Genomic DNA, 25,375 nt, shown 5'->3' on the forward strand with positions numbered 1-25,375 from the left:
ACTCGTTGTGGCGACCAACCGATACACTCGCGGCACAAGTCTATCAGCTGAGTCACCACAGACCGGCGTGAAATAAACCGGCCGTGTCTCTCGCGCTACCGTACCGTCGCGCCCTCGTTCCGGGCGCGGACGACCCGTACCTCGCCGTCCACTCCCGCCTCGTCGAGCGCACGCTCCCCCGCCTCGTGAGCGGCGTCGGCGTTCGCCCGGTCGGTGACGCCGTAGACGGTCGGTCCCCACGACGACTGGCCGACGCCGGTCACCGAGGGCTCCTCGCCCAGCGCCGCCACCAGTTCGCCGACGGGCGGGCGGTAGACGCCGCCCTGTTCGTCCGCGTACCACGCGCCGTTGAGGCGGCCGAACTCGCCCACGGCGCGGCCGAACCGCTCGCGCTCGCCCGTCACGACCGCCGGGAGCAGTCGGCGGACGAGCACCGCCGAGAGGTCGTCGGCGATGCTCGGGTCGGCGCGTTCGACCACCGCACGCATGCTGTCGTCCTCGTCGCTCCCGGACCGCCCTTCGCCGTCGGGCGTCACGAGCAGGAACCGCCAGTCGTCGGGGACGGGGTGGCGGGCGACGACCGGCGGGACGGACCACTCGCCGCGGGCGGGCGGCGTCGTGGTGAACCGCTCGGTGGGGTGACCGGCGTCGACGACGAGGCCGCCCGTCTCGAACGTCGCGACGCCGACGCCCGAACGCCCGCCGCGTCCCAGCGCGGGCGCACTCGCACGGACCCGGGGGGCGCGGTCGTACGCCCGCGCAATCGCTTCGAGCGTCGCCAGCGCGTGCTGGGTGCCGCTCCCGAGGCCGACGTGGTGCGGGAGGCCGTCGACGAGGCGAACGTTCGCACCGGGCAGGTCGAGCAGTTCGCAGACCGCGTGTGTCGTCTCGCGGAGCGCCGGGTCGGCGGCGACGCCGTCGGCGCGCGTCGCCTCCACCACGACGCGCGGTTCGTCGAGCGCGAGGCCCACGCCGCCGTAGAGTCGCTCGTACGCGAGCGAGAGGTTCGTGAACCCGACGTGGAGGCGTGCCCCCGTCTCGACCCGGACCATGCTCGACGCTGGTGGGGGTCGTGAAAGCCCGTTTCGCCACCGGAAACCTTCGCCTCGCTCCGGGACTCGTCGGACGGGGGTGTCAGCGAAGCTCCGAGAGCACCCGGTCGGCCACCGCGTCGATACCGTTCTCGAACGGGGTCGGGTCGGGCGTCGTCTCGACGGCGCGGGCGACGCCGCCGACGGAGTGGGCGACGCAGAACCCGTGGACCGAGTCGAGCAGGCGGCCGACGCCGTACTGCTCGTCGGTGAACGGGCGGACGACGCAGGCGGTCCCGGCGACGGCCGCCTCCATCACCGTCGAGTAGCCCGAGCAGACGACGACGTTCGCGCGCTCGACGTGCGGGAGCAGCGAGGGGACCGTCTCCCAGTCGGCGTCGCCGACGCTCGTCACGTCCCGTCCGGCGGCCTCCAGTCGGTCGACGAGCGCTCCCTGGTCGTCGGAGTACGCGCTGGGGACGAGCAGCACGTCGGGGTCGCCGAGCGTGGTGGTGTCTGAGGACCCACCGTCGGAGGCGACATCCGCCGGGAGCGCGACCGGGCCGATTCGTTCCACGCCACGCGGGTCGTGGCCGGTCGGCCAGACGGCCGGGTAGAAGAAGGCCCGCGAGAGACCGACCTGCAGTCGGGTGAGGCCGTCGGTCGCGACGCGCTCAAGCGGGTCGTCGTAGAGTGCGGGGGCGTTGTGGGTCAGGACGTACAGCGGGACGGACGCCAGCGGCGCGGCCATGGCGGCGAACATGTCGTCGGTGACGAGCGCGTCGGGGTCCTCGCGCCGGAGCCACTGGACGATGTCGCGGACGCGGCGCGCGGCGTTCGGGACGCTGTCGCCGAGGAGGGTGCCGTCGTCGTACTGGTAGCTGTCGATGAAGTCCACGACCGTCGGCTCGTACGGGTCGTAGCCGTTCCGTCGGAGGAAGCGGGTGCCGGGACCGCCACCGGCCATCGAGACCGCGGCGCCGCGGCGCTCGAACCCCCGCGCGACGGCGAGCATCCGCGTGGCGTGGCCCGCGCCCTCGGGGTAGTGGACGACGGCGACTGCGGGGTCGCTCATACCAGCGCTCGCGGTCCACGTCGGTAAGAAGCCTGCCATCCGACACGACTCGGTCCCCCAGTCACGTCGGGCGCTCACCGCCGCCGGAAGTAGCCGCTGTCTCGCTGTGCGTCGAGGAGGTACCGGGCGTAGCCCGCCGCGTACTCGCCGAGGAGACCGAGGTAGCCCTGGCGGTGCTGCCGACGCGGCGAGGTGGCGACCCACGCGTGTCGGTCGTAGACGGCCCGGCCACGCCGGGCGAGTCGCATCGAGCAGTCGGTGTCCTCCAGGAACGGCAGGGACTCGTCGAACCCGCCCGCGTCGAGCAGCGCCTCGCGTCGGTACGAGCAGTTGTTCCCGCTGGCCTGGACGAACCCGACCGGCCAGGAGACGCGGTACCACCAGTCCGAGAGGAGTCCGAACAGGAGTCGGTCCCGACGAGACCCGTCGAGCGGTCGGAGCGGCCCGCCGACGCAGACGACTCGCGGGTCGTGGTAGTGGCTCGCGTGGCGGGCGACCCACCCCGGCGCGACGACGGTGTCGGCGTCGGTGAAGCAGACCACCTCGGCGTCCGTCGCCCGCGCGCCCCGGTTCCGGGCGGCGGCCGGGCCGCTCTCCTCCGTGTCGGTCAGCACGAGGTCGACGGCCGGGTGCGCGCGCGCGACGCCGGCCGTCCCGTCGGTGCCGCCGACGACGACGATGACCTCGCTCTCCGTCCCGACCAGCGAGTCGAGCGTCCGCTCGACGGTGCCGATCTCGTCGTACGCGGGGACGACGCACGCCACGTCCATGCCAGCGACCGACGGCCGCCACCCGCTAAAACGTTGACACGGCGGACGGTCGAGTCAGTCGAGGGTGACGCAAGGTCGCTCGACCTACTCCTCCTGTCCCGGTTCGGGACGCGGCAGCGCGACGAACGACCGGCTGACGGGGCTGAACGGGTCGTAGACGAACTGGTGGCACGGACAGCACACCTCGTTCTCCGCGCCGAACTGCGTGCTCTGCTCGGTCGACTCGAACCCCGGAACGCCACAGAAGTGCGTGCACTTCGAGAGCCAGGCGACGACGTCGTCCGAGGCGGGGCGACTCCTCCGGGTAGCTGTTCGCTGCCCGTGGTGTGGTCGGACCGCTCCGCGTCAGTCGATATCGGAGGAGTGTCGACCATCTGTCGGTACGTCGCTGACGACGATAGCGGTTGCTGGGGGCCTCGAACGCCGAGCAGTCTCGGGTCCTGACGGTCCGCGCTCGCGACGGGCAGACGACTGCTGGGTGAACACCTTTCGGCGAGGCGCGAGAGGGTCCAGTATGGACAGAGAGAACCCGGCGACAGAGGAGTCACTCGAACCGGTCGAGACTGACGACGCGGACGACGTGGAGGCCGCCCTCGCCCTCGCGGACGAGGTGTACCCGTCGTGGAGCGAGCGACGCCTCGAAGAGCGCCGCCAGCTGCTCGCCGACGCCGCCGACGTCCTCCGGGAGAACGAGGAGGAGTACGCCCAGTTGATGACCCGCGAGATGGGCAAACCCATCACCGGCGCGCGCTCGGAGGTCGAGAAGTGCGCGTGGGTCTGCGAGCACTACGCCGAGTACGCCGAGACGTACCTCGCGGACGACGTCCACCAGAGTTCGCCCGAGGCGAAGGCGCTGACGTCGTACGAACCGCTCGGCCCCATCCTCGCAGTGATGCCGTGGAACTACCCGCTGTGGCAGGTGTTCCGGTTCGCCGCGCCGAACCTCGTCGCGGGGAACGTCGGCCTGCTGAAACACGCCTCGAACGTCCCCGGCACGGCCGAGATAATCGAGGAGGTGTTCCTCGAGGCGGGGTTCCCGGAGGGCGCGTTCCAGAGCCTCATCGTCGGCTCGGACGCCATCGAGGGGGTCATCGAGGACGAACGCGTCCGCGGCGTCACGCTCACCGGGAGCGAACCGGCGGGCCGCGCCGTCGCCGAGACGGCGGGCAGGGAGCTGAAACCCTCCGTCCTCGAACTCGGCGGGTCGGACCCCTTCGTCGTGCTGGACGACGCCGACGTCGAGACGGCCGCCGAGGTGGGCGTCCAGGCCCGGACGCTCAACTCCGGGCAGTCCTGCATCGCCGCCAAGCGGTTCATCGTCCACGACGCCGTCTACGACGAGTTCGTCGACGCCTTCGTCGAGGAGATGGAGGCGCTGACCGTCGGCGACCCGAGCGAGGAGGACACCGACGTCGGCCCGCAGGCCCGCGAGGACCTGATGAAGGACGTCCACGAGCAGGTGCAGGACACCCTCGACGCGGGCGCGACGCTGGAGACGGGCGGCGAACCGCTCGATGGCGAGGGCTACTACTACCCGCCGACGGTGGTCACCGACATCCCCCGCGACGCGACGATGGCGACCGACGAGGTGTTCGGCCCCGCGGCGGCCGTCTTCCGCGTCGAGAGCGAGGAGGAGGCTATCGGACTCGCCAACGACTCGTCGTACGGTCTCGGCGGGTCGGTCTGGACCGAGGACCTCGACCGCGGCGAACGCGTCGCGCGCCGAGTCGAGTCGGGGTGTGTGTTCGTCAACGAACTCACGAAGTCCGACCCGCGCATCCCGTTCGGCGGCGTGAAGAACTCCGGCTACGGCCGGGAGCTCTCCGAACACGGGATGAAGGAGTTCCTCAACGAGAAGACCATCTGGGTGCAGTCGGCGAGCGACCAGTAACGCCGAGTCGGCCACCGACTGGCGGTCGTTCCGGGGAGCGCGGACGGTGAGCCGAGTGGAGGTGTGGAGGGGGTCGCGTCAGCGGAGGCGGTGCGGCGAGGTCGGAGGGGACGGCGGGAGCGCGTCGCCGAGGCGCTCACATCGCCATCGTGAACCCGATGCCGAGCGCCGGCTGGACCAGCAGGACGAACGCGCCAGCGAGCAGCGAAATGACGCCCGTCGCGCGCGATACCTCCTTGCCCCACGTCGGCAGACGCTCCATCGTGACGACGGCGGTCAGCGCGACCATCCAGAAGAAGTTCATCTCGCCGAAGAACGGCATGACGAGGAAGAACGCGGCGAAGCAGATGAGCACGCAGTCGACGCCGTGTTCGACGCCGTGGCGGAAGCCGTCGAACAGGTCGTCGGTGTGCGCCTCGACCTCGGCACAGCAGGTGCGCAACAGGTCCTGCTTGGGCTTGCTCAACTGGAACACGCCCGTGAGCGCGAGGGCACTGCCGATCACGAGGTGGGGGCTCGACTGCGTGACCCCGTAGATACCGCCGGGCACCAGTGCGTGGAGCGACAGCGGGACGACGGCCGAGAGCGCCCAGACGAGGTGGTACGTCGTCAGGAAGCCGGTGATGGCCGTCGTCGCCTCCAGTGCGCTTCCCTCGTGGGCGGCGGCGTAGTCCCGCGTGAACCGCGTCATCGCGGGGTACATCATCGCCCACATCATCACGCCCCACATCGTCGCGTAGCCGAGGACGGCCTCGACCGTCCCGACGTGGAAGACGCCGAGTTCCATCGCGCCGGGAGCAGCCATCGGGATGGACTGCTCCATCAGCCAGGCCATCCCCGGCATCGGGACGTGACCGTCGAACAGCAGCACCCACCAGACGGCGTCGAGGCCGAGCATCATCACGACGACCAGCGTCGTTCGGTCCAGGTCGACGTCGAAGACGCCGTCGAACACGCTGAGCGCCGTGTCGACCTTCGTGCTCATTCCTCGTCCTCTCTCCCTGCCGTCTCGGGGAGGGCAGACCGAACGCGGTCACGAACCGAGTCGTACAGGTCGCCGAACGTCTCGTCCAGGAGGGTTGGAAGCTCCATACTGGCGAGGAGATGGCGAAGGGGCTTTATTCGGTATCTATTTCGTATGAAACAAAATATCAGTGTGGACAGTCCACCGAACTACGCTGTCTCTCCGGAGTGTCGAGGAGAGCGAGGTGGCGCGGGAGTCGTCTGCGGCCGGTTCGTCAAACGGTGCTAGTCGCGGGTGACGCTGAGGTTCACCAGTCGACCGCCACAGACATGACAGCGGCCCGCGGACTCGGAGCGTCGCTCGCAGTCGTTACATTCGTAAAGCGCCATGTTAGCGTTACGCAGTGTCAGTAGATGAACCTGTCGCGGGGAGCGCCTCGGCGCGTTCGCGGACGTGGTCCATCGCGTCGGGGAGCGTCCGGCGGTAGCGTCGTCCGACCGTTCTGGAGAGCAGTCCGCCGAGCGGCCCTTCGCACCACACCTCGTGAGTGAACGAGGTGCCGCCGTCGTGGCTGTGGAGCGAGCGCCGGACGACGAGCCGAGCCAGCGGGAACTGGAGGTCGTAGGCGTACGAGCGCACCGGGTCGAGTTCGGTGACGACGAACGACGGCGACGGGTCGACGGGGACGGCCCGGCCGAGGCCGAGCGTAACCCGCCCGTGTGCGCCCTCCTCGAACGTGCCCCCGTCGGCGTCGAGCGAGGCGTCACGGAGCGCGACGTCCCACGTCGGCCAGCGCTCGACGTCGGTCCAGACCTCCCACACCCGCCCCGGCGGGGCAGTCGTCTCCATGCTGTGACTGAACCACATGGCGACTCGTAGACTCCGCATCGATATGAGCAGTGCGTGGCGAGCCGACAGCGTCGGGGACCGGAGCCGTCGCGCGTGAGTCATGTCGTACGTTGACGGGACTGGCCTGGTCGGGGTTGATGTGTCGTCCGCTCGTTGCCCCTGGTATGAAGACCGCCGACCTGCTCGTCTCCTGTCTCGAAGCGGAGGGCGTCGACTACGTGTTCGGCCTCCCCGGCGAGGAACTCGAGGACCTGCTGTTCGCGATGGGGGACTCCACCGTCGACTTCGTCCCGGTCCGCCACGAACAGGGCGCGGCGTTCATGGCCGACGTCCACGGTCGCATCACCGGCGACGCGGGCGTCTGCCTCTCGACGCTCGGCCCCGGTGCGACGAACCTGCTGACCGGCGTCGCCGACGCCCACCTCGACAAGTCGCCGCTCGTCGCCATCTCCGGGCAGGGGGGCCGCGAGCGCCTCCACCAGGAGAGCCACCAGCTCATCGACGTGGTGGAGATGTTCGGCCCCATCACGAAGTGGAACACGCGCCTCGACGACCCCGACGTGGTCCACGAGTCGGTGCGGAAGGCGTTCAAACTCGCCGAACACGAGAAGCCCGGCGCGACCCACCTCGAACTCCCGGAGGACGTCGCCGCCGCCGACACGGAGGCGACGGCCCTCGAACCGACCGCGCGGCACGTCCACCGACCGTCGCCGGACCCGGAGTCGGTCGCCGAGGCCGTCGCCGTAGTGCGGCACGCCGACCGACCGCTCGTGCTGGCGGGCAACGGCGCGGTCCGGTCACGGGCGTCCGAACAGCTCCGGTCGTTCGTCGACCAGACGGACATCCCCGTGGTCGCCACCTACATGGGCAAGGGTGCGGTGTCCGACCGCGACGACCACTCGCTGATGACGCTCGACTCCGGCAGCGGCGAGGTGGACCGCGTCATCGAGCGCGCCGACGCGGTGGTGACCGTCGGCTACGACATCGCCGAACACGACCCCGAGACGTGGAACCCCCAGAGCGACAAACGTATCGTCCACCTCGACTCGGAACCCGCCGAGGTGTACGAACACTACCTGCCGGACGTGGAGATGGTGTGTGACGTCGCGGCGGGCATCGAGGCGCTCTGCGGCGCGGACCTCGACGCCATCGACACCGACTGGTACGCCGACCTGCGCGAGAACCTCGTCGGGCAGGTGACCAGCGAACCGACCGACGACGACCCCGTCACCGTCGCGAACACCCTGCCGCTGCTCCGCGAGACGATGGCCGACGACGACGTACTCATCTCGGACGTCGGCAGTCACAAGATGGCCATCGCGCGGTCGTACCCCACCTACGAACCGAACTCCTGCCTCATCTCGAACGGACTGGCGACGATGGGTATCGCCGTGCCGGGGGCCGTCTCCGCCGACGTGGCGCTCTCGGGAAGCAGCGCGCTGTCGAGCGACGAGAGCACCAAACCCGACAGCGACGGCGCGGGCGGCCCGAACGTCGTCGCGGCGACGGGCGACGGTGGCTTCCTGATGAACGCGGCCGAACTGGAGACGGCCCGGCGACTCGACTGCTCGTTCACCGTCCTCCTGTTCGTCGACGACGACTACGGCCTCATCTCGGAGAAACAGGAGGAACACCGCGGCGAGTCGACGGGCACACTCTTAGAGAACCCCGACTTCGTCACGTTCGCCGAGTCGTTCGGCGTCACCGCCTACCGCCCCGAGACGTGGGACGAGGTACGGACGGCGCTGGACGAGGCGGTGGACAGCGACGACCTGTCGCTCGTCGAAGTGCAACTGGACCGCTGAGCCGACGGCGATAGGAGCGACGCGCTGCCGGGAGGTCCCCGCTCGGCGGCGTACGCTACAGCACGTCGTCGAACTGCCCGACGAGCCACGGGCCGAGCCAGCCGCGGGCGACGACGAGCAGGAGGAACACGCAGAACAGCGCGATAGCGAGGAGGCCGATGTTGACCGCCGGTTCGACGAGTCCCTGGCTCCAGCCGTAGAGACTCATCACGCCGAACAGACCCGCGATAGCGAGCAACAGCCAGCCGACTCTCCCGAGGGCGTCCACGCTGTGGTGGGCTCTCGTAACGATGTCGGGGAGGCGAGGCATGCCACCTCGTTTCGACTCATCGGTAGAAAGCTTTCTCACTCTCTCGACTGTCACACGAACTGAAGGTCGACGCGAGAACCGCGGCCTCACCGCTGGAGACGAGTGCTGGCCACACTTTTTAGCGTCGGACGGTGGAAGCGTCCCACGACCAAACTCATGAGGGGACACGTTCCGAACCGCGAGGCAAATCGATGACCGAGCGAGAAGAAGGGAACGAGGAGGCGACGCGCGTCGTCGTCCTCGGTGCGGGCTACGGTGGCTGTGCGGCCGTCCAGAGCCTCGAAGGCGAACGCGAGGACCGGGATATCGACATCGTCTGGGTGTCGGCGACGGACCACCACCTCGTCCTCCACGAGGCCCACCGGTGTCTCCGGACTCCGTCCGTCGCCGAGACCATCTCGATTCCGGTCGAGGAGGTGAAGTCGCCGGCGACGCGGTTCGTCGAGGCGACCGTCACCGGACTCGACGTGGACGAGCGACGGGTCGAACTCGACGACCACGACGACCTGGCGTACGACTACGCGGTCGTCGGCCTCGGCAGTCAGACCGCCTTCTTCGGCATCGACGGCCTCGAAGACCACGCGCTCACGCTCAAGAGCCTCGACGACGCGCTCACCATCACCGACCGCCTCCGAGACGCCGCCCGCGAGGCGACGCGGGACGACCCGGCGCAGGTCGTGGTCGGCGGGGGCGGCCTGACCGGTATCCAGACCGCGGGCGAGATAGCCGCGTGGCGCGAGGACCGCGACGCGCCCGTCGAGGTCCACCTCGTCGAGCGCTCCGGCGAGGTGTTCCCCGGACACGACCACGAGTTCCAGGGGGCGATCCAGAACCGGCTCGAGGCCCACGACGTGCACGTCGACACCGGCACGGCGGTGTCGAGCGTCGAGGACGACACCATCCGGTTCGAGGAGCGCGACCCGTTCGAGTACGACGTGCTGGTCTGGGCGGGCGGCGTCACCGGCCAGGCGGCCCTCGACGACGCCGACGTCGACAAGGAACACAACCGACTGTACACCGGGGCGACGCTGGAGACCAGCGACGACCGCGTGTTCGCCATCGGCGACAGCGCGCTGGTCCACCAGGACGCCGACGAAGGGCCGCTCACCGAGGAGGCCATCTGGGACTCCATCGCGGACGAGGACCTCGACGACGTGCCGCCGCCGACCGCCGAGGCGGCGTGGGAAGAGGGCCAGCACATCGGGGAGAACGTCGTGCGTGCCATCGACGGGCGGGACCGCCGCCACTGGGCGTACATGAACAAGGGGACGCTGGTCTCGGTCGGCGACGACGCCGTCGCCCACGACGTCGTCGGAGTCCCGCTCAACACGTTCGGCGGCCCCGGCGCGCGGGTCATCAAGAAGGCCATCTCGGCCCGCTGGATAGCGACGGTCGGGTCGTGGCGACGCGCGGCCCGTGCCTGGCCGAACATGTGAGGGAGACGCCGCGGCCAGCGCGACCCGTCACCCGGTATCGCGTCGGTGGTTGGACTCGCTACCGGATGGAGGTTCGGAGCAGACGTCGGGCCTCACGACCGGGTCGGGAACTCTTGACTCGCCGTCCCCGCTTCGGCCTCGTGCAGGAACAGCGCCGTGTTGACGAGGCCGAGGTGACTGAACGCCTGCGGGAAGTTCCCCAGGAGCGCTCCCGTCTCCGGGTCCATCTCCTCGGAGACGAGTCCGAGCGGGCTGAACCGGTCCCGGACCTCGTCGTACAGCTCGCGTGCGCGCTCGGTCTCGCCCGCGAGGGCGAGGCAGTCCACCAGCCAGAACGAACAGAGGACGAACGTCCCCTCCTGGCCCGGCAGTCCGTCGTCCTCGTACCGGTAGACGAGTCCGTCGTCGGTCGTGAGTCGGTCGAGGACGGCGTCGACGGTCCCCTCGACGCGCGGGTCGTCGATCGGGAGCATCCCGAAGAGGGGAATCAGCAGGGTGCTCGCGTCGAGCTGGTCGTCGTCGAACGCCTGCGTGAAGCTGTTCTGCTCCTCGTCGAACCCGCGCTCGACGACCGTCTCGCGGATGGTCTCGCGGTCCTCGCGCCACTCGTCGAGCGGTGCGTCGTATCCCCCATCCTCGGCTAGCGCGATGGCGCGGTCGAGCGCGACCCAGCACATCAGCTTCGAGTGGACGAACTGTTTCGGACCGCCGCGCATCTCCCAGATGCCGGCGTCGGGTTGCTCCCAGACCTCGCGGACGTACTCGACGATGTCGTAGATGGCGTTCCAGTTGTCCTGGCCGAGGTCACCGTCGGACCGGGTGAGTTCGTAGAACGCGAGGACGAGTTCGCCGTAGATGCCCAGCTGGAGCTGGTCGGCCGCGCCGTTGCCGATTCTGACGGGAGTCGAGTCCCGGTAGCCCGAGAGGTGGTCGAGCTCCAGTTCCTCGTACGTGGAGTCGTGCTGGAGGCCGTACAGCGGCTGGAGGTCGGCCGGGTCGGCCGAGCGCCCGAGTTCGAGGAACCCGTCGAGGTAGTTCATCGCCTTCTCCCGGTCGCCGAGGTTGTGGAACGCCCGGACCGCGAACGCGCCGTCGCGTATCCAGCTGTACCGATAGTCCCAGTTGCGCACGCCGCCGACGACCTCCGGCAGCGAGGTGGTCGGCGCGGCGACGATACCGCCGGTGTCCTGATAGACCAGCAGTTCGAGGACGAGTTCAGACCGGACGACCTGGTCGTGCCCGTAGCCGACGAACGGGCAGTCCTCGCCGTCACAGGTGTGCGTGGAGTCGCGCCAGTACTGCGCCGTCCCGTCGAGCAGTCGCTCGCAGGCCTCCTCGTCGGTCGGCGCTCGCGTCCCGTACCCCAGGACGAACCAGCCGGTGTCGCCCTCTTCGACGGAGAGCGACCCCGACGCCTCGCCGTCCCCGGTGTCCAGGTCGACGGGACTCGTCAGCGTGACGCGTCTGGCGTCCCCGCTGGCGACCACGCCGTCGGCCATCGGTTCGACGCGCGTATCCGCGCGAGCGTAGTCGAACGCCGGCGAGAACGTGACGTCGAGGTCGACGCGCCCGCCGGTCCCGGTCACCTTCCGGTACAGCGCGCGGACCTTCGGCTGGTTCCCGTCGTTGTTCGGCGACAGCGGCATGAAGTCGGTCACCGTTACGGTACCCGACGCCGTCTCGAACGTCGTCTGCAGGACGTTGGTCCGCTCCAGATACTCCTGTGTCGCCTCGAAGGAGTCGGTGGGTCGGATGGCGAACCGTCCTCCCCCGTCGTCGTCGAGGAGGGCGGCGAAGACGCTCGACGAGTTGAGGCGGGGAAGACAGCACCAGTCGACCGAGCCGTTGCGGCCCACGAGCGCACAGGTCTCCAGATTGCCGACGATACCGTAGTGTTCGAGTGGTAGGTGATCCGTCATCTGTGAGTCGGTGAGTGCCAATCGTGGAGACCTGTCGGCCAGTGGCGGGATAACCGTTTGGCCCCCCTCGCCCGAGCGCTCCTCGGTGCCGTCCGTGCGCGGTCGGGCACGGCCAGTACCGTGCCCGCTCCACCGGCGACCCACTCCCGGTGACCGACTACCGAAGTGACCGACGGCGCGGGGGGCGACGAACGCAGGCAGCACGGCTATGAACGGTCCCTGAATCGGTACGCCCATGGTGGCCCTCGGCCGCCGTGCGGTGCCGTCAGCCGTCGAGACCGCCGGACTGACGGCGGGCGGGAGGGCCACGGTGACGCTGATTATGTCAGATACTGACCTCGAACTCGGAATCGTCGGACTCGGATCGATCGGTGGCAACCTCGCGAAGCAGGCCGTCGAGGAGGACATCCGCGTCGTCGGCCTCGACACCGAAGAACGCCCAGAACTGGACGACGCGGGCGTGGAGGTACACGACGCCGACCAGTACGACGTGCTCGTCGAGGAACTCGACGCGCCGCGACTGGTCTACCTCTCGCTCCCGGCGGGTTCGCTCATCGACGAGGAACTCGACCAGATGCTCGACGCGTTCGAGGAGGGCGACGTCGTCATGGACGGCGGCAACTCCTTCTGGCGCGACTCCGTCCGCCGCGAGGAGCGCGCCTGGGAGGAGGGCGTCTACTTCCTCGACACCGGGACGAGCGGCGGCCCACCGCGTGCGCAGGAGGGGGCCTGCTTCATGGTCGGCGGCCGCGAGGAGGGCTACGAGCGGGCCGAACCGGTCCTCGACGCCCTCTCAGTCGAGGGAGGGTTGCTCCACGTCGGCCCGCCGGGGAGCGGCCACTTCGTCAAACTCGTCCACAACGGCATCGAGTTCGGGATGCTCCAGTCCATCGCCGAGGGCGTCGAACTCCTCGAAGCGGGCCAGTTCGACGTCGACATGGCCGACGTGTTCCACAACTGGTCGAACGGCGCGGTCATCGAGAGCTGGCTCGTCGAACTGATGGAGAAGGGTCTCCGCAAGGAGGACCAGCAGTCCGACGTGCCGGACTTCGACGACATCCCGAACTACGTCGAGGACACCGGCGAGGTGAACTGGCTCGTCAGCGAGGCGTACAAGGGCGAGACCCCCATCCCGGTCATCTCCACGTCCGTCACGGAGCTGTTCAAATCGCGGGGCAACCAGCGCCACGCCTACAAGGCCATCGCGCTGATGCGCCACGGCTTCGGCACCCACCCCTTCGGCGAGGACGAACACATCCGTCAGGAACGACTGGGGGGCCGCGTCGGGAACGAACCGCGACACGAACTCCGCGACGACGAGGACGTGGACCCCGTCGGTCCCCTCGCCGACGAGGGGGAGGACTGACCGATGGCGAAGGAGTTCACCTACGAGGCCGACGGCGAGGAACTCCGCGAGTGGGCCGAGGACGAGTCCGACGTGGTCGAACAGGCGAGAGCGACGCTCGACGACCACGGCGTCTCGCTCTCGGACGACGAGATACGCCAACACGTCGAGGTGGTTCCGTCGCCACGACGCATCAAGAGCGGCGCGGACGGCGTCTTCGACGAGCGGCGTCGCCGTGGCGGCCAGCGTGCCGCCCGGGAGGTCGTCGAGAGCGGCATGGACCTCGGACTCGGCACCGGGAGCACGACGGCGTGGGCCGTCGCCGAGGTCGGTCGACTGCTCCGCGAGGGCGAACTGGAGGACGTCCGCGGCGTCGCCACCTCGCTGCAGTCCCACGAACTCGCCAAGGAGGCGGGCATCCCGCTCGTCTCGCTCGACCAGGTGACGGAACTCGACGTCACCGTCGACGGCGCGGACCAGTACTCAGAGGAGGAGCCGACCGTCATCAAGGGCGGTGGCGGGGCACACGCTCGGGAGCGTGTCATCGACGCGATGGCCGACGAACTCGTCATCGCGACCGACGAGGAGAAGGCGACCGACCCGCTCGACTTCCCGGTTCCCGTCGAGGTGATGCCCGACGCGCGGTCGACGGTCGCCGAGGACATCCGTGACCTCGGCGGCGACCCCGAGTTGCGGATGGCCGAACGGAAGGACGGACCCCTGTTCACGGCGAACGGCAACCTCGTCCTCGACTGCGACTTCGGTGGTCTCGACGACACTCACGGGACGGCCGACGACCTCGACGATATCCCCGGCGTACTGGAACACGGCATCTTCCTCGACATGGTCGACACCGTCTACCTCGGGACCGCCGAGGACGTCGAAGTCCTGCGGTTCTGAGACGGACGGGCGCTCCTCTATCGGTCGGTTCTCTCGCTTCGAAAACGGGCGTCGAGCGTGCCGAGCGCGTCTACTCGATACGGAGTTCGTCGCTCTCCGGGACGGTGTCCTTGTCCCAGTGCAGCGAGAACGTCACCTTCTCCGCGCCGCTGGACATCATCGAGGAGTCCTCGCCGACCTCGACGTTGAGCGTCACCTCCTCGGGCGGGTTGACGGTCGCACTGTCGTTACCGACCAGGAACGTCACCTTGCCGTACTGTGGCGACACGCCCTCGGTCGCCACCTCGTCGGTCGTCGATGTCCCCTGTGTCGTGTCGGCCGTCTGGTCGTGCGTCGAGTCCGTGACGTCGCCGCCCGTCGTCCCGGTCGTCGACTCGTTCCGGTTCGACTCGCCCCTGGTCGTGTCGGTGGTCCGACCCGGCGACTGCTGGGTGGTCCCACTCGTGGACTGTCCGGCCGCCGACTGCTCGGTCGTCGACTGCCCAGTCGTGGTTCCGGTGGTCCGCCCCTGCTCACCGGCCGTGGAGTGGCCGCCGAACTGGTGGCCCTCCTCCGCGAGCTTGTCCGCGAACTGTCGCAGGTACTCGGCCGCTTCGTTGCGTGTGACGACGCGCTCGGTCTCTATCTCTCGCATGCGTGTCACGAACGCGTCGTCCGGTGAGCCACGTTGTGCTTGCCTGTGCGCGTCAGTCGCTCACCGCGACCCACACCGCCAGCGCGGCGAGCACCAGCGCGGGCAACAGCGGCAGCGTGAGGTAGGCGTCGCGCCAGGTCAGCCCCAGCGACTGGAGGACCCCCTCCGAGTACGGCACCAGCAGGATGACGACCGGGATGCAGACGAACGCGACGAACAGCGCCGCGACGAGCAGCCACCCTCTCGCGCCGAACTCCTCGGACTGGGGAACCTCCGGGTGGTACGCCCGCGTCGTCCGCGGTCCGTCACCGCCATCGCCGCCGTCCCCGTCGCCGCCGGTATCGCTCCGCTGTCCCCCCGGGAAGTTCGAGGGGTCGTGGACGTAGCCGCCACTGCTCGACCGGCCGCCGTTCGACCGCCCGCCGCCCGACGGACCGCTGTCGGCTGCGTCCCCCGTCGCCTCCTCAGCCATCGTACTCGTCGTCGGGGACGACGACGACCTTCCCGAACCCCTCGCGGTCCTGGAGCATCTCGTGGGCGCGCTGGGCCTCGCTCATCGGCAGGACCTCGCGGATGCGCGGTTCGAACGTCCCGTCCCACACCAGCGGGAGCACGTCGTCTATCTCGCCGGGCGTCGCCATCGTCGAGCCGAGGAGTTCCAGCTGATTCCAAAACATGCGGTTGATGTTCGTCTCGGCCTTCGGCCCCGTCGTCGCGCCGCAGGTGACGAGACGGCCACCCTTCGTCAGCGCCTTCGTCGAGTCGTCCCACGTCGCCGGACCGATGTGGTCGACGACGACGTCGACGCCCCGGCCGTCGGTCTCCTCGTAGACGAAGTCGGCGAACGACTCCTCCTCGTAGTTGACGACGTGGTCAGCACCGCAGTCGCGGGCGTGGTCGAGTTTCTCCTCGGTGCTGGCGGTGGCGAACACCTCCGCCCCCGCGTGGTCGGCGATCTGGACCGCCGCGTGGCCGACGCCGCCGGACGCGCCGAGCACGAGGATCGACTCGCCCTGCTGGAGGTCGGCGCGGGTCATCAGCATCCGCCACGCGGTCTGGAAGACGAGCGACGCGCTGGCGGCCGTCTCCCAGTCGACGTGGTCGGGCACCGCGACCAGGTTCTCGACGGGGACGGCAGTCTGCTCGGAGTGGACACCCCGGACGTGTTCGCCCATGATGTGGTAGTTGACGCACTCGGACTGCTCGCCGTCGCGGCAGTGCTCGCACTCGCCGCAGTACCGGCCCGCACAGACGGCGACGTGGTCGCCCTCGTCGAAGCGCGTCACGTTCGCGCCGACCTCGCTGACGACGCCCGCCGCGTCGCTGCCGGGGATGTGTGGCATCTCCAGGTCGACGCCGGGTAACCCGCGTCGCGTCCACACGTCGAGGTGGTTCAGCGCCCCCGCTTTCACGTCCACCAGGACCTCGTCGTCCCCTACCTCCGGGTCCGGGAACTCGTCGTACTCCAGCACGTCAGTCTCGCCGTGCTCGCCGAACTGGACAGCCTTCATGGTCGGGCGTCCGGGTGCCCCGCGCAAAACCCTGCCGATGAGTGGCACGCTCGCCGGTTCCGGGTCGTCCGTCGGTCGTCGCTGGCTTCGCGTCGCCGCTGGTTTCGCGTCGTTGGGTGGTCACCGTCGAGCGTCCGAGATTTATGTCACCACCCGTCGAACGCCCGGCCATGAGCGACGATCGCCCAGCGTCGGGGCACGAACACGGCGAATCGGGGACGCACGACCACCACCACCACGACCTCGACCGCCTGTCGATGGCGGTCGTCACCGTCTCCTCGACGCGGGGGGCGAGCGACGACGCCGCCGGCGACGCCATCGAGGAGGAACTCAGGGCCGCCGACAACGAGGTCGAGACGCGCTTCGTCGTCCCGGACGACGCGGCGGCGGTGACCGAGGCCGTCCGAGAGGCAGTGGGCGACGCGTCGGTCGACGCCGTGGTCACGACCGGCGGGACGGGCGTCACGCCCGACGACGTGACCGTCGAGGCGGTGGAGGCGCTGTTCGAGAAACACCTTCCCGGCTTCGGCGAACTGTTCCGCACCTTCTCGCGCGAGGAGGTCGGCACCCGCGTCGTCGGGACGCGCGCGACGGCGGGCATCGTCCCCCGCGACGAGGACGCCCCGGACGGGGACGGCGTGCCGGTCTTCTCGCTCCCCGGCAGCGAGAACGCCGCCCGCCTCGGGACGAGGGACATCATCGTCCCCGAAGCGCCCCACCTCGCGGGGCTGGCCCGCCGGTGACGGTCCTCGTCGTCGGGGCCAGCGGCTACCTCGGCCGCTCGGTCGTCGACGCGCTCCGGGACGCGGGCGTGGATACCCGCGGCACCTACTACAGCAACGCCATCGAGGGGGCGACGCACCGGTACGACTTCTTCGCCGACACACCAGACGTGCTCCCGCTCTCGGCCGTCGACGCGGTGGTGTTCGCGGCGCACGTCGAGCGCACCGACCACGAGTTCGAGGCGTTCGCGGCCGCCGCCGAACGATTCGTCGAGGCCGTCGACCTCGCCGGGCCGCGACTCGTCTACGTCTCCAGCGCGGGCGTGTTCGACGGCGAGGGTCGCAACTACGACGAGTCGACCACGCCGACCCCGAAGTCGCGCTACGGCCGCCGACTCCGGTGGTTCGAGGGGTGCGTCGCCGACCACCCTGACGCCTGCTGGTTCCGGGCCGACTACCTGTTCGGCCACTCGCGCGGGACGCTCGACAGACGGCTCTCGCGGACCCGGCGGCTGGTCCGCGAGGGGCGGCGCGTCCCGTACTACGCGGACATGTGGAAGAGTCCGTGTCACGTCCGCGAGGCGGGCCGGGCGCTGGCGACGCTCGCGCGCGACGACGCGACCGGCGCGGTCCACGCCCCGGCCCCGCGGACGAGCGCCTGGGCGTTCCACCGCGCGGGGATGACCGCGCTCGGCGAGGCGGCGCGTCTCGTCGTCCCCGAACCGATGCCCGACGACCCGGCGCTCCACCGCGACTCCTCGCTCTCCTCGTCGCGGTTCGAGGAACTGTGCGGGTTCAGGCCCCGGTCGGTCGTCAGAGCGATGCGGGGCTGACGCTCCGCCGGTACATGCGGCGCGCACCGTGTTCAAGGAGTGCGGCGAGGAGGACGACCGGTGCGACGAGCCACGAGTATAGCACGACGACGACGGGAACCGCGTCGAACCCCGCCGGTGCCCGGACGCCCACGGTCCACGAGAACCAGACGAACGCGAGGACGACGACCACCAGCGGCGTGACCAGGCCGGCCCGTCCGTAGAACGCGACCGGCGCACCGACGACCAGAAACGACGTGACGACGACCACCAGGAGCATCGCGCCGTCGGTGGCGACCCAGTCGGCCGACAGGTCGGCGAGCGCCGGCACCGTCCAGTCGTGCACGAGGAACCCGAGGAGTGCGGTGAACAGCAGGAACCCCGCCCAGCAGACGACCCCGTCGACGACCGCCTTCCGGAGGGTGCGCGGAGGACTCATCCGCCACACTTCGTCGTCTGCTGACAAAAACGTACTCACCGACCGACCGGTGGTCTACGCCCCCGGTGAGTCAGTTCGGGAGCGGGCACAGCGAGGCGGTGAACACCGCCACCTCGTCGCTCTCGTTGCGCGCGCCGTGGGGGACGCCGCGGTCGTGGAGGACGACGCCCGGTGCCGTGACTGTCTCCTCCTCGTCGCCCTGGACGACCACCACCTCCCCCTGCAGGACGTGGAACACGTTCGTCGCGTTGTCGTGTTCGTGCGTCGAGAGCGACGCCCCGGGACCGAGCGCGAAGTACTTCACCAGCACGTCGTCGGTGACGACGAGTTCGCCGGACGTTCGTTCTCCCTCCGCTGGCTCGTCGAACTCGAAACGGTCGAGCATGGTCGGAGGTGGGTCGGAGACGACTTCAATCGACGGCCGTCACGACGAACCGGCGGACCGTGCCGAGGATTCGTTCCGACTCGTCAGACAATCGCGCGACGTCGGCGGTAAGCTATTCCCGCGGGGCGGTCCTACGGCGGACCATGGAGATGGAGTACGTCACCGTCCAGGGCGTCGAGGTTCCGAAACTCGGTCTCGGGACGTGGCGGCTGACCGGCGACGACTGTCGCAGCGCCGTCGAGACCGCGCTCGAACTCGGCTACCGACACGTCGACACCGCACAGGCGTACGGGAACGAACGACAGGTCGGCGCGGCCATCGCGTCGAGCGACGTCGACCGAGAGGACGTCTTCCTGACCTCGAAGCTGAAAGGCGGAAACCGCGACTACGACGGTGTCCTGCGCTCGACCGACGAGAGCCTCGCGAAACTCCGGACCGACCACCTCGACCTGCTCCTGATTCACTGGCCGAACCGTCGCGTCCCGACCCGCGAGACGCTCGACGCGATGGCCGAACTCGTCGAGAACGGGTCGGTGAAGCACGTCGGCGTCAGCAACTTCAAGCGCGAGGCGCTCGCGGAGGCCCGCGACTACGCCGACGTCCCCATCTTCACCGACCAGGTGCAGTTCCACCCCTACTGGGACCAGACCGACCTGCTCGACTACTGTGACATCCACGACGTGCTGCTGACGGCGTACAGCCCACTCGGTCACGGCGGCGTCCTCAGGGACCCCGTCCTCGCCGAGGTCGGCGAGGAGTACGACAAGTCGCCCGCGCAGGTCGCGCTGCGGTGGGTCACGCAGCACGAACCGGTCGCCACGATTCCGAAGGCGACGAGCCGAGAGCACCTCGAAGCCAACCTCGAAGTGTTCGACTTCGAACTCACCGACGAGGAGATGGAGCGCATCCGTCAGCCCTCGAAGCTCCGCACGCTCTCGGGGGTCGTCCGGTCGCGCTCGCCGCTGTAAGGCGCTATAGCTTTTCCCGCTGGAAGCGAAACGTGCAGTCATGCCCACAGAACTGCGACCTGGCTGCTGGCTCATCGAACTGACCGGGGTGAACGCCTACCTCGTCGAGGACGTGACGGGCGAGGCGACCGCCGAGGACCGAGCGACGACCCGCGAGGACCCCATCTCCGTCGACCTCTCGGGGGAGGAAGGCGAGGCGGCCGCCTCGGAAGCGGAGAGCGATGCCGCCGCCGAACCCGCCGACTCCGACGGTGAGAGCGACGGCGACGAGGACGCCGAGAGCGACTACAGCGCGGCGGCCGAGGACGCCGACGATGCCGAGGACGCGGAACGGAGCGTCCTCACGCTCGTCGACGCGGGGTCGCCGTGGGACGCCGCGAAGGTGGAACGGGCCATCGAGGAGACGGGACACACGCTCGCCGACGTCGAACGCGTCCTCGTCACGCACTTCGACGTCGACCACGTCGGCGGCCTCTCGCGACTCGACCTGCCGAACGCGACGGTGTACATGGGGTCGCCCGACGCCGACTACCTCACCGGTCGCGAGACGCCGCCGGTCGACGGGCACAAGGGTGCCCTCCAGCGCGTCGTCTCGCCGTTCGTCGAGGCCGACCTCGACGTGCAGGTCGTCAACGACGGCGACCAGGTGGGGAGCTTCACCGTCTACGAGACGCCCGGTCACACCGAGGGCCACGTCGCGTACGTCAGCAGCGACCTCTCGGTGGCGTTCGTGGGGGACCTCGTCCGCGAGTCCGACGGCGACCTCGAACCGTCGCCGTGGATCATCAGCCACGACACCGCGGCCGTCGCCGACTCCATCCACGACCTCGCGGACCGCGAACCGGCCGTCGAGGTGCTCGGCATGGGCCACGGCGTCCCGTTCCTGCGCGGCGGGAGCGTCCGCCTCGCACAACTCGGCCAGCAGGTCGACTGACCGGACGGCTGGCCCGAGAAACACCACAGAACCGCGCCTCTCGTCGGCACGCGCAGGCCCGACTCGCTCGACGCTTTCTCTCAGTCGCGCTTTGACGCACCGGGCGCCAGTCGCCGACCGGCGAGGTAACCGGGGACGCCGACAGCCGTTACCGCGAGCGCACCGACCGCGACGGCCAGCACCGTGACCCAGTCTCTGGACGCCAGTTGCCCGTTCAGGACCAGCGCGACGACGCCGACCCACGGAGCGACGGCGAGCGCACCGATGGCCTGTCGGGTTCGGTCCCCGGTCGTCGCGCAGTAGCCGACCGCGAACAGCGCCGCCAGCGGGACGACGACCAGCGGTGCCACGCCCGGTCCCTCTGGGGACACGCCGAACAGCAGGACGTACGCGGTCCCGACCAGTCCGACGAACGCCGCGGCCACGACGACCAGGGTCACCGTCAATGGTGACAGTCCCAGTCCGTCGTCCGCGGTCCGTGAGCGGACGTAAAGTACGCAGACTGCGGCGACGAGCAGCGTGGGGACCAGCGCGAGTGCAGCCGCACCGAACAGCAGGGGTGGCGCGTCGGTCTGTACCGTCACCAGCGCGGCCCGGACCCCGCTCGCTGTGGTACCGTCCTCGGCGAACGTTATGCGGCCCTCGACGTCGGGGCCGTAGTCGGCGGCCGGGGCGTCGTCGGTCCAGACGACGGCGCTCGCGTTCGTCTCCCCCTCGCCGTCCGGGCCGTCGACGAGGTGGTAGCCCTCGGGAGCGACGAGCGTCGCGCGGGCGGCCCCGACGTACGCCCACGACTCGCGGTCGGTGCGGTCGAACAGGTCGACCGTCAGGACGCCCGCCGAGCGCGTCGCGAGATTCGGAACCCGGTAGGTGGTGACCAGCGTGTCGTTCTCGACCCGTGACCGCGTGTCAATCCGGTTCTCGCCCGCGGCGTGCCGGTGGAGCGCCCCCTCGACCACCTCGGCGCGGAACGTGTCGTTGGCCGCCAGGTCGTCCGCGCCGTATCGCAGTTCGACGCGCTCCGTCCAGCGCGAGGAGCCGTTGGCGAACGACTCGACCGTCACGCTGGAGGTCGCGGGGTCGACGGCGACGCCGTGAACGCCGTCGCCGTCCTGTCCCATCGTGCAGGTCCCACAGAGCGGTTCGGGCGGCGGTCGTGCCACTGCCGGGGCGACGACCGGGAGCGCCACCAGAACGACCACGAGGAGGCCGAGGAGCCGTCTGCGGGAGGGCATCTACCACGAGGCAACACGTCCACTGGCTTGAACGACCCGGTGACTGAAACGACGGTGTGAGGGTCGGTCGGCGAGGAGGCATCGCCGTCCCGTCCGGCGACGCACCAGAACCTGCAAGCACGTCGGCCGACGCCGAACTCTTGAGCGACACGCTCGTAGCGGGGGTGATGAGCAACACCGAGTCGCTACCCGACGGGTGGTCCGAGGTCGACCACGACCCGCAGGTCGTCGACAAGTACGACGCCCGACAGCCGACGCTGTTCGAGAACGTCGACGGGACGACGCTCCAGGTGGTTCCGGAGGTGGGTAACCGGGCCCCGACCGGCGAGGGAGACCACTGGCGGGTCGACAGCGTCGAGGGCGACCCGGCCGCCCCCGAGGAGACGACGGTGCTCGGCGAACGGGAGGGACGCTCGGACGCGCTGGCGTTCGCTCGCGAGGCGATGGAACACTACAACGAGGCGCGGAGCCTCGACGGCGTCCGCGAGGAGACCGCGCGGTAGCCGAGGCGCGGTCGGGGGTTCGGTCAGCCCTGCGAGACGAGTTCTTCGGCGACGGTGTCGACGTCCATCAGGTCCGGGTCGACCATCAGCCCCGCACTCGTCCGGGCGAACTCGGGGATGGAGTCACGCGAGTAGACGACGACGCGGAACGACTCGTTCAGTTCGCGGGCGACCGGAATCGACGTGGCGAGGCCGACGTCCGTGACGACGAGGGCGTCCGTCTCCTCGATACCGGCCTCGACGAGCGAGTCCCGGTTCGCGGTCCCGGTGGCACGGGCGACGGTGACGCCGCGTTCTTCGAGGGCCTCGCCCAGACCGTCCGGGTCGGACCCGATGACGACAGCGTGGTTCATCACTCGTACTCGATTGTCGCCGGTGGTTTATGTGTGACGTCGTAGACGACGCGGGCGACGTTCGGCAACTGGCCCGTGATGCGACTCTGGATGCGCTGGAGCGTCTCCCAGTCGAGTTCCTGGGCGCGGGCGGTCATCCCGTCGCGCGACTCGACGGAGCGCACGGAGACGACCCAGCCGTGGACGCGGTTGTCGCCCTTCACGCCCGTCGCTTTCCCGATGACGGCGGCGAACGCCTGCCACGGCTCGTACGCCTCCAGTTCCTCCTCGACGACGTGGCACGACTCGCGGGCCACCTCGACCTTCTCCTCGGTCACCTCGCCGACGATGCGGACGGCGAGACCGGGGCCGGGGAACGGCATCCGCTCGGCGACGAGTTCGTCGAGGCCGAGTTCGCGGGCCACCTCCCGGACCTCGTCCTTGTAGAGGTCCCGGACGGGTTCGACGAGGCCGTCGAAGTCCACGACGTCGGGGAGGCCGCCGACGTTGTGGTGCGATTTGATGTTCCCCTCGCTCTCGATGCGGTCGGGGTAGATGGTGCCCTGCACGAGCCACGAGGCCCGCACGTCGGTGGCGACCGTCTCGAACTCGCGGATGAACTGCTCGCCGATGACCTTCCGCTTCTCCTCGGGGTCGGTGACGCCCGAGAGCGCGTCGAGGAACCGGCCCTGCGCCTCGACGATCTCGAGGCTGTCCATGTAGTCGAACGTCTCGCGAATCTGGTCGGTCTCGCCCTTCCGCATCAGACCGGTGTCGACGTAGACGGGCGTGAGACGGTCGCCGATGGCCTCGTAGGCCAGCGCCGCGGCGACCGAGGAGTCGACGCCGCCCGACAGGGCGATGAGCGCCCGGTCGTCGCCGACTTCCTCGCGAATCTCCTCGACGGCCTCGTCGACGAACGTCGGCGCGTCGACCATCAGGCGCTCACCTCCTCTCGCTCGGCGGCGCTGTCGGCGGCCGCGTCGACCAGACCGAGGAACGGCGGCGAGGCGCGACCGGGCCGCGAGCGGAACTCTGGGTGGAACTGCGTCCCGACGAAGTACGGGTGGTCGGGCAGTTCGAGTATCTCCATGCGGTTGTTGACGCGCCCGGAGAAGACGAGTCCTGCGCCTTCGAGCGACTCGATGTACTCGGGGTTGACCTCGTAGCGGTGGCGGTGGCGCTCGGTGCAGGAGGTGCCGCCGTAGAGGTCGGCGGCGAGCGTCCCCGGCGTGATGTCGGTCTCGTACGCGCCGAGGCGCATCGTCCCGCCCATGTCCTCGACCTCGTACTGCTCGGGTAGCAGGTCGATGACCGGGTTGGTGGGGTCGTCGGCGAGTTCGCTGGAGTGGGCGTCCGCCAGGTCGAGGACGTTCTGGGCGTACTCGACGACCGCCAGCTGGAAGCCCAGACAGAGCCCGAGGTACGGGACGCCCGCCTCCCGTGCGTAGCGGATGGCGTCGACCTTCCCGGTCGTCCCCCGGACGCCGAACCCGCCGGGGACGAGGACGGCGTCGGCCCCTTCGAGGCGGTCGGCGTGCTCGCCGTCTATCTCCTCGGCGTCGACCCACACGACGTTGACGTCGACGCCGCGTTCGAGTCCGGCGTGTTTCAGCGCCTCGTGGACCGAGAGGTAGGCGTCTTCGAGCGCGTACTTCCCGACGAGGGCGACGTCCACCTCGCCGGTCGTCTCCTGGGTGACGAGGTCGCGCCACTGGTTGTTGCGCTCCGCGGCGGGGAGCGCCCGCTCGCGGAGGCCGAGCCGGTCCATCACGTACTGGTCGAGGCCTTCCTCCTCGACGGTGAGCGGGACGTGGTAGATGTCCTCGACGTCCGGGTTCGAGAACACGGCGTCGGTCGGCACGTCGCAGAACAGCGCTATCTTCCGCTTCGTCTCGGGGTCCAGGTGGTCCTCACAGCGGCCGACGAGGATGTCCGGCTGGAGACCGATAGAGCGCAGTTCCTTCACGCTGTGCTGGGTCGGCTTGGTCTTCTGCTCGCCGTTCTTCGAGAACGGGACGAGCGTGACGTGGGTGAGCAGGAAGTCGTCCTCGTCCTGTTCGTGGACGAACTGGCGGAGGGCTTCGAGGAACGGCATCCCCTCGATGTCGCCGACGGTGCCGCCGACCTCGACGATGCAGACGTCGTGGCCCTCGGCCGCCTCGCGGATGCGCCGCTTGATGTCGTCGGTGATGTGGGGGATTATCTGGACGGTCTTCCCGAGGTAGTCGCCCGCGCGCTCCTTCTCGATGACCTGCTGGTAGACCTTCCCCGTCGTCACGTTGTGGTCGGAGGTCATGTCGATGTCGAGGAACCGCTCGTAGTTCCCCAGGTCGAGGTCGACCTCGCCGCCGTCCTTGAGGACGTACACCTCGCCGTGCTGGAACGGGTTCATCGTCCCCGCGTCGACGTTCAGGTACGGGTCGATCTTCACGGCGGTCACGTCGAACCCGGCGTTGGACAGCAGGCGACCCGTCGACGCCGCCGTGATGCCCTTGCCGAGCCCCGACATGACCCCGCCCGTGACGAAAATGAACTTGTTCCCCAGTGTCGGGTCGTAGCCCGTGGGCGCTGTCGGCATACTGACGGTGTGCAGGTATGGGCA

At 69.6% G+C, this 25,375-nt stretch carries 27 protein-coding genes and 1 pseudogene; 10 read left to right on the plus strand and 18 right to left on the minus strand.

Going from position 1 to position 25,375, the window contains the following annotated elements; translation table 11 throughout:
• Window positions 1-95 precede the first annotated feature (95 nt).
• The 4 genes and pseudogenes from MX571_RS09450 to MX571_RS09465 all read right to left on the minus strand — a co-directional run.
• Complete coding sequence (locus tag MX571_RS09450; protein ID WP_247415838.1) at window positions 96-1,052, minus strand: beta-ribofuranosylaminobenzene 5'-phosphate synthase family protein; 957 nt, start codon at window positions 1,050-1,052, stop codon at window positions 96-98.
• A gap of 82 nt (window positions 1,053-1,134) precedes the next feature.
• Window positions 1,135-2,106 carry a glycosyltransferase gene (locus MX571_RS09455; RefSeq protein ID WP_247415841.1) on the minus strand — a complete coding sequence of 324 codons (972 nt, stop codon included), beginning with the start codon at window positions 2,104-2,106 and terminating at the stop codon, window positions 1,135-1,137.
• Window positions 2,107-2,180: 74 nt separating this feature from the next.
• Window positions 2,181-2,876 carry a glycosyltransferase family 2 protein gene (locus MX571_RS09460; protein ID WP_247415844.1) on the minus strand — a complete coding sequence of 232 codons (696 nt, stop codon included), beginning with the start codon at window positions 2,874-2,876 and terminating at the stop codon, window positions 2,181-2,183.
• A gap of 84 nt (window positions 2,877-2,960) precedes the next feature.
• A pseudogene (locus MX571_RS09465) lies at window positions 2,961-3,149 on the minus strand (ubiquinol-cytochrome c reductase iron-sulfur subunit); the annotation flags it as partial.
• Window positions 3,150-3,390: 241 nt separating this feature from the next.
• On the opposite strand from MX571_RS09465, the gene MX571_RS09470 reads away from it, so the two are divergent.
• Window positions 3,391-4,767, plus strand: a complete 1,377-nt coding sequence (locus tag MX571_RS09470) for an NAD-dependent succinate-semialdehyde dehydrogenase (RefSeq protein WP_247415846.1) — start codon at window positions 3,391-3,393, stop codon at window positions 4,765-4,767.
• A 136-nt stretch (window positions 4,768-4,903) separates the two neighbouring features.
• Here MX571_RS09470 and MX571_RS09475 read toward each other — a convergent pair whose 3' ends face one another.
• The 3 genes from MX571_RS09475 to MX571_RS09480 form a co-directional block, all read right to left on the minus strand.
• On the minus strand, window positions 4,904-5,752 hold the full coding sequence (locus MX571_RS09475) for a DUF2182 domain-containing protein (protein WP_247415849.1): 849 nt from the start codon (window positions 5,750-5,752) through the stop codon (window positions 4,904-4,906).
• Window positions 5,753-6,015: 263 nt separating this feature from the next.
• Entirely contained in the window at window positions 6,016-6,120 is a 105-nt protein-coding gene (locus MX571_RS22905; protein ID WP_438267226.1) for a DUF7129 domain-containing putative zinc-binding protein, read from the minus strand.
• Between the two features lie 7 nt (window positions 6,121-6,127).
• On the minus strand, window positions 6,128-6,598 hold the full coding sequence (locus tag MX571_RS09480) for an SRPBCC family protein (RefSeq protein ID WP_247415852.1): 471 nt from the start codon (window positions 6,596-6,598) through the stop codon (window positions 6,128-6,130).
• A gap of 146 nt (window positions 6,599-6,744) precedes the next feature.
• Between MX571_RS09480 and MX571_RS09485 the strand changes: the two genes are divergently transcribed.
• Entirely contained in the window at window positions 6,745-8,385 is a 1,641-nt protein-coding gene (locus MX571_RS09485) for an acetolactate synthase large subunit (protein WP_247415855.1), read from the plus strand.
• Window positions 8,386-8,440: 55 nt separating this feature from the next.
• Here MX571_RS09485 and MX571_RS09490 read toward each other — a convergent pair whose 3' ends face one another.
• The gene (locus tag MX571_RS09490; RefSeq protein ID WP_247415859.1) at window positions 8,441-8,695 is read right to left on the minus strand and encodes a hypothetical protein; all 255 of its coding nucleotides are present in this window, start codon (window positions 8,693-8,695) and stop codon (window positions 8,441-8,443) included.
• A gap of 191 nt (window positions 8,696-8,886) precedes the next feature.
• Here MX571_RS09490 and MX571_RS09495 point away from each other — a divergent pair, with 191 nt between their 5' ends.
• Window positions 8,887-10,131, plus strand: a complete 1,245-nt coding sequence (locus MX571_RS09495; protein ID WP_247415862.1) for an NAD(P)/FAD-dependent oxidoreductase — start codon at window positions 8,887-8,889, stop codon at window positions 10,129-10,131.
• Window positions 10,132-10,223: 92 nt separating this feature from the next.
• Here the strand turns inward: MX571_RS09495 and MX571_RS09500 are convergent, their stop codons facing one another.
• A complete protein-coding gene (locus MX571_RS09500) occupies window positions 10,224-12,071 on the minus strand; it encodes a glycoside hydrolase family 15 protein (RefSeq protein WP_247415865.1) in 1,848 nt (615 codons plus the stop codon).
• Between the two features lie 301 nt (window positions 12,072-12,372).
• Here MX571_RS09500 and MX571_RS09505 point away from each other — a divergent pair, with 301 nt between their 5' ends.
• Both MX571_RS09505 and rpiA read left to right on the plus strand, forming a co-directional pair.
• Complete coding sequence (locus MX571_RS09505) at window positions 12,373-13,416, plus strand: NADP-dependent phosphogluconate dehydrogenase (protein WP_368409045.1); 1,044 nt, start codon at window positions 12,373-12,375, stop codon at window positions 13,414-13,416.
• A 3-nt stretch (window positions 13,417-13,419) separates the two neighbouring features.
• Entirely contained in the window at window positions 13,420-14,295 is an 876-nt protein-coding gene (rpiA, locus tag MX571_RS09510) for a ribose-5-phosphate isomerase RpiA (RefSeq protein ID WP_247415870.1), read from the plus strand.
• A 70-nt stretch (window positions 14,296-14,365) separates the two neighbouring features.
• On the opposite strand, the gene MX571_RS09515 is transcribed toward rpiA, so the two are convergent.
• Genes MX571_RS09515 through MX571_RS09525 form a run of 3 tightly spaced genes read right to left on the minus strand, consistent with a single transcriptional unit; the run spans window position 14,366 to window position 16,440 of the window.
• On the minus strand, window positions 14,366-14,929 hold the full coding sequence (locus tag MX571_RS09515) for an amphi-Trp domain-containing protein (protein WP_379751944.1): 564 nt from the start codon (window positions 14,927-14,929) through the stop codon (window positions 14,366-14,368).
• Between the two features lie 52 nt (window positions 14,930-14,981).
• Complete coding sequence (locus MX571_RS09520; protein WP_247415874.1) at window positions 14,982-15,401, minus strand: DUF7977 family protein; 420 nt, start codon at window positions 15,399-15,401, stop codon at window positions 14,982-14,984.
• On the minus strand, window positions 15,394-16,440 hold the full coding sequence (locus tag MX571_RS09525; protein WP_247415876.1) for a zinc-binding dehydrogenase: 1,047 nt from the start codon (window positions 16,438-16,440) through the stop codon (window positions 15,394-15,396). Before MX571_RS09525 ends, MX571_RS09520 begins: the two co-directional genes overlap by 8 nt.
• A 170-nt stretch (window positions 16,441-16,610) precedes the next feature.
• Between MX571_RS09525 and MX571_RS09530 the strand changes: the two genes are divergently transcribed.
• Both MX571_RS09530 and MX571_RS09535 read left to right on the plus strand, forming a co-directional pair.
• A complete protein-coding gene (locus MX571_RS09530) occupies window positions 16,611-17,183 on the plus strand; it encodes a MogA/MoaB family molybdenum cofactor biosynthesis protein (protein WP_247415879.1) in 573 nt (190 codons plus the stop codon).
• A complete protein-coding gene (locus MX571_RS09535) occupies window positions 17,180-17,995 on the plus strand; it encodes an NAD-dependent epimerase/dehydratase family protein (RefSeq protein ID WP_247415881.1) in 816 nt (271 codons plus the stop codon). Before MX571_RS09530 ends, MX571_RS09535 begins: the two co-directional genes overlap by 4 nt.
• Here MX571_RS09535 and MX571_RS09540 read toward each other — a convergent pair.
• Window positions 17,976-18,413 (minus strand): hypothetical protein, encoded by a 438-nt coding sequence (locus tag MX571_RS09540; protein WP_247415884.1) that lies wholly within the window; start codon window positions 18,411-18,413, stop codon window positions 17,976-17,978. The two genes, MX571_RS09535 and MX571_RS09540, sit on opposite strands and share 20 nt — an antisense overlap.
• A gap of 70 nt (window positions 18,414-18,483) precedes the next feature.
• A complete protein-coding gene (locus tag MX571_RS09545; protein WP_247415887.1) occupies window positions 18,484-18,798 on the minus strand; it encodes a cupin domain-containing protein in 315 nt (104 codons plus the stop codon).
• Between the two features lie 149 nt (window positions 18,799-18,947).
• Here MX571_RS09545 and MX571_RS09550 point away from each other — a divergent pair, with 149 nt between their 5' ends.
• Complete coding sequence (locus MX571_RS09550) at window positions 18,948-19,766, plus strand: aldo/keto reductase (protein WP_247418464.1); 819 nt, start codon at window positions 18,948-18,950, stop codon at window positions 19,764-19,766.
• A gap of 40 nt (window positions 19,767-19,806) precedes the next feature.
• Window positions 19,807-20,700 (plus strand): MBL fold metallo-hydrolase, encoded by an 894-nt coding sequence (locus tag MX571_RS09555; protein WP_247415890.1) that lies wholly within the window; start codon window positions 19,807-19,809, stop codon window positions 20,698-20,700.
• Between the two features lie 80 nt (window positions 20,701-20,780).
• On the opposite strand, the gene MX571_RS09560 is transcribed toward MX571_RS09555, so the two are convergent.
• Entirely contained in the window at window positions 20,781-21,935 is a 1,155-nt protein-coding gene (locus MX571_RS09560; RefSeq protein WP_247415893.1) for a hypothetical protein, read from the minus strand.
• Window positions 21,936-22,102: 167 nt separating this feature from the next.
• On the opposite strand from MX571_RS09560, the gene MX571_RS09565 reads away from it, so the two are divergent.
• Complete coding sequence (locus MX571_RS09565; RefSeq protein ID WP_247415896.1) at window positions 22,103-22,438, plus strand: hypothetical protein; 336 nt, start codon at window positions 22,103-22,105, stop codon at window positions 22,436-22,438.
• Between the two features lie 23 nt (window positions 22,439-22,461).
• Here the strand turns inward: MX571_RS09565 and MX571_RS09570 are convergent, their stop codons facing one another.
• The 3 genes from MX571_RS09570 to pyrG are packed head-to-tail and all read right to left on the minus strand — an operon-like array spanning window position 22,462 to window position 25,351.
• Window positions 22,462-22,791: a DUF7126 family protein gene (locus MX571_RS09570; RefSeq protein ID WP_247415898.1), complete on the minus strand. Its 330-nt coding sequence runs from the start codon at window positions 22,789-22,791 to the stop codon at window positions 22,462-22,464.
• The gene (guaA, locus tag MX571_RS09575) at window positions 22,791-23,708 is read right to left on the minus strand and encodes a glutamine-hydrolyzing GMP synthase (RefSeq protein ID WP_247415899.1); all 918 of its coding nucleotides are present in this window, start codon (window positions 23,706-23,708) and stop codon (window positions 22,791-22,793) included. Before guaA ends, MX571_RS09570 begins: the two co-directional genes overlap by 1 nt.
• Window positions 23,708-25,351, minus strand: coding sequence for a CTP synthase (pyrG, locus tag MX571_RS09580; RefSeq protein ID WP_247415902.1), 1,644 nt, complete (start codon window positions 25,349-25,351; stop codon window positions 23,708-23,710). Before pyrG ends, guaA begins: the two co-directional genes overlap by 1 nt.
• Window positions 25,352-25,375 lie beyond the last annotated feature (24 nt).

It is taken from the genome of Halomarina salina (assembly GCF_023074835.1).
GTDB lineage: Archaea > Halobacteriota > Halobacteria > Halobacteriales > Haloarculaceae > Halomarina > Halomarina salina.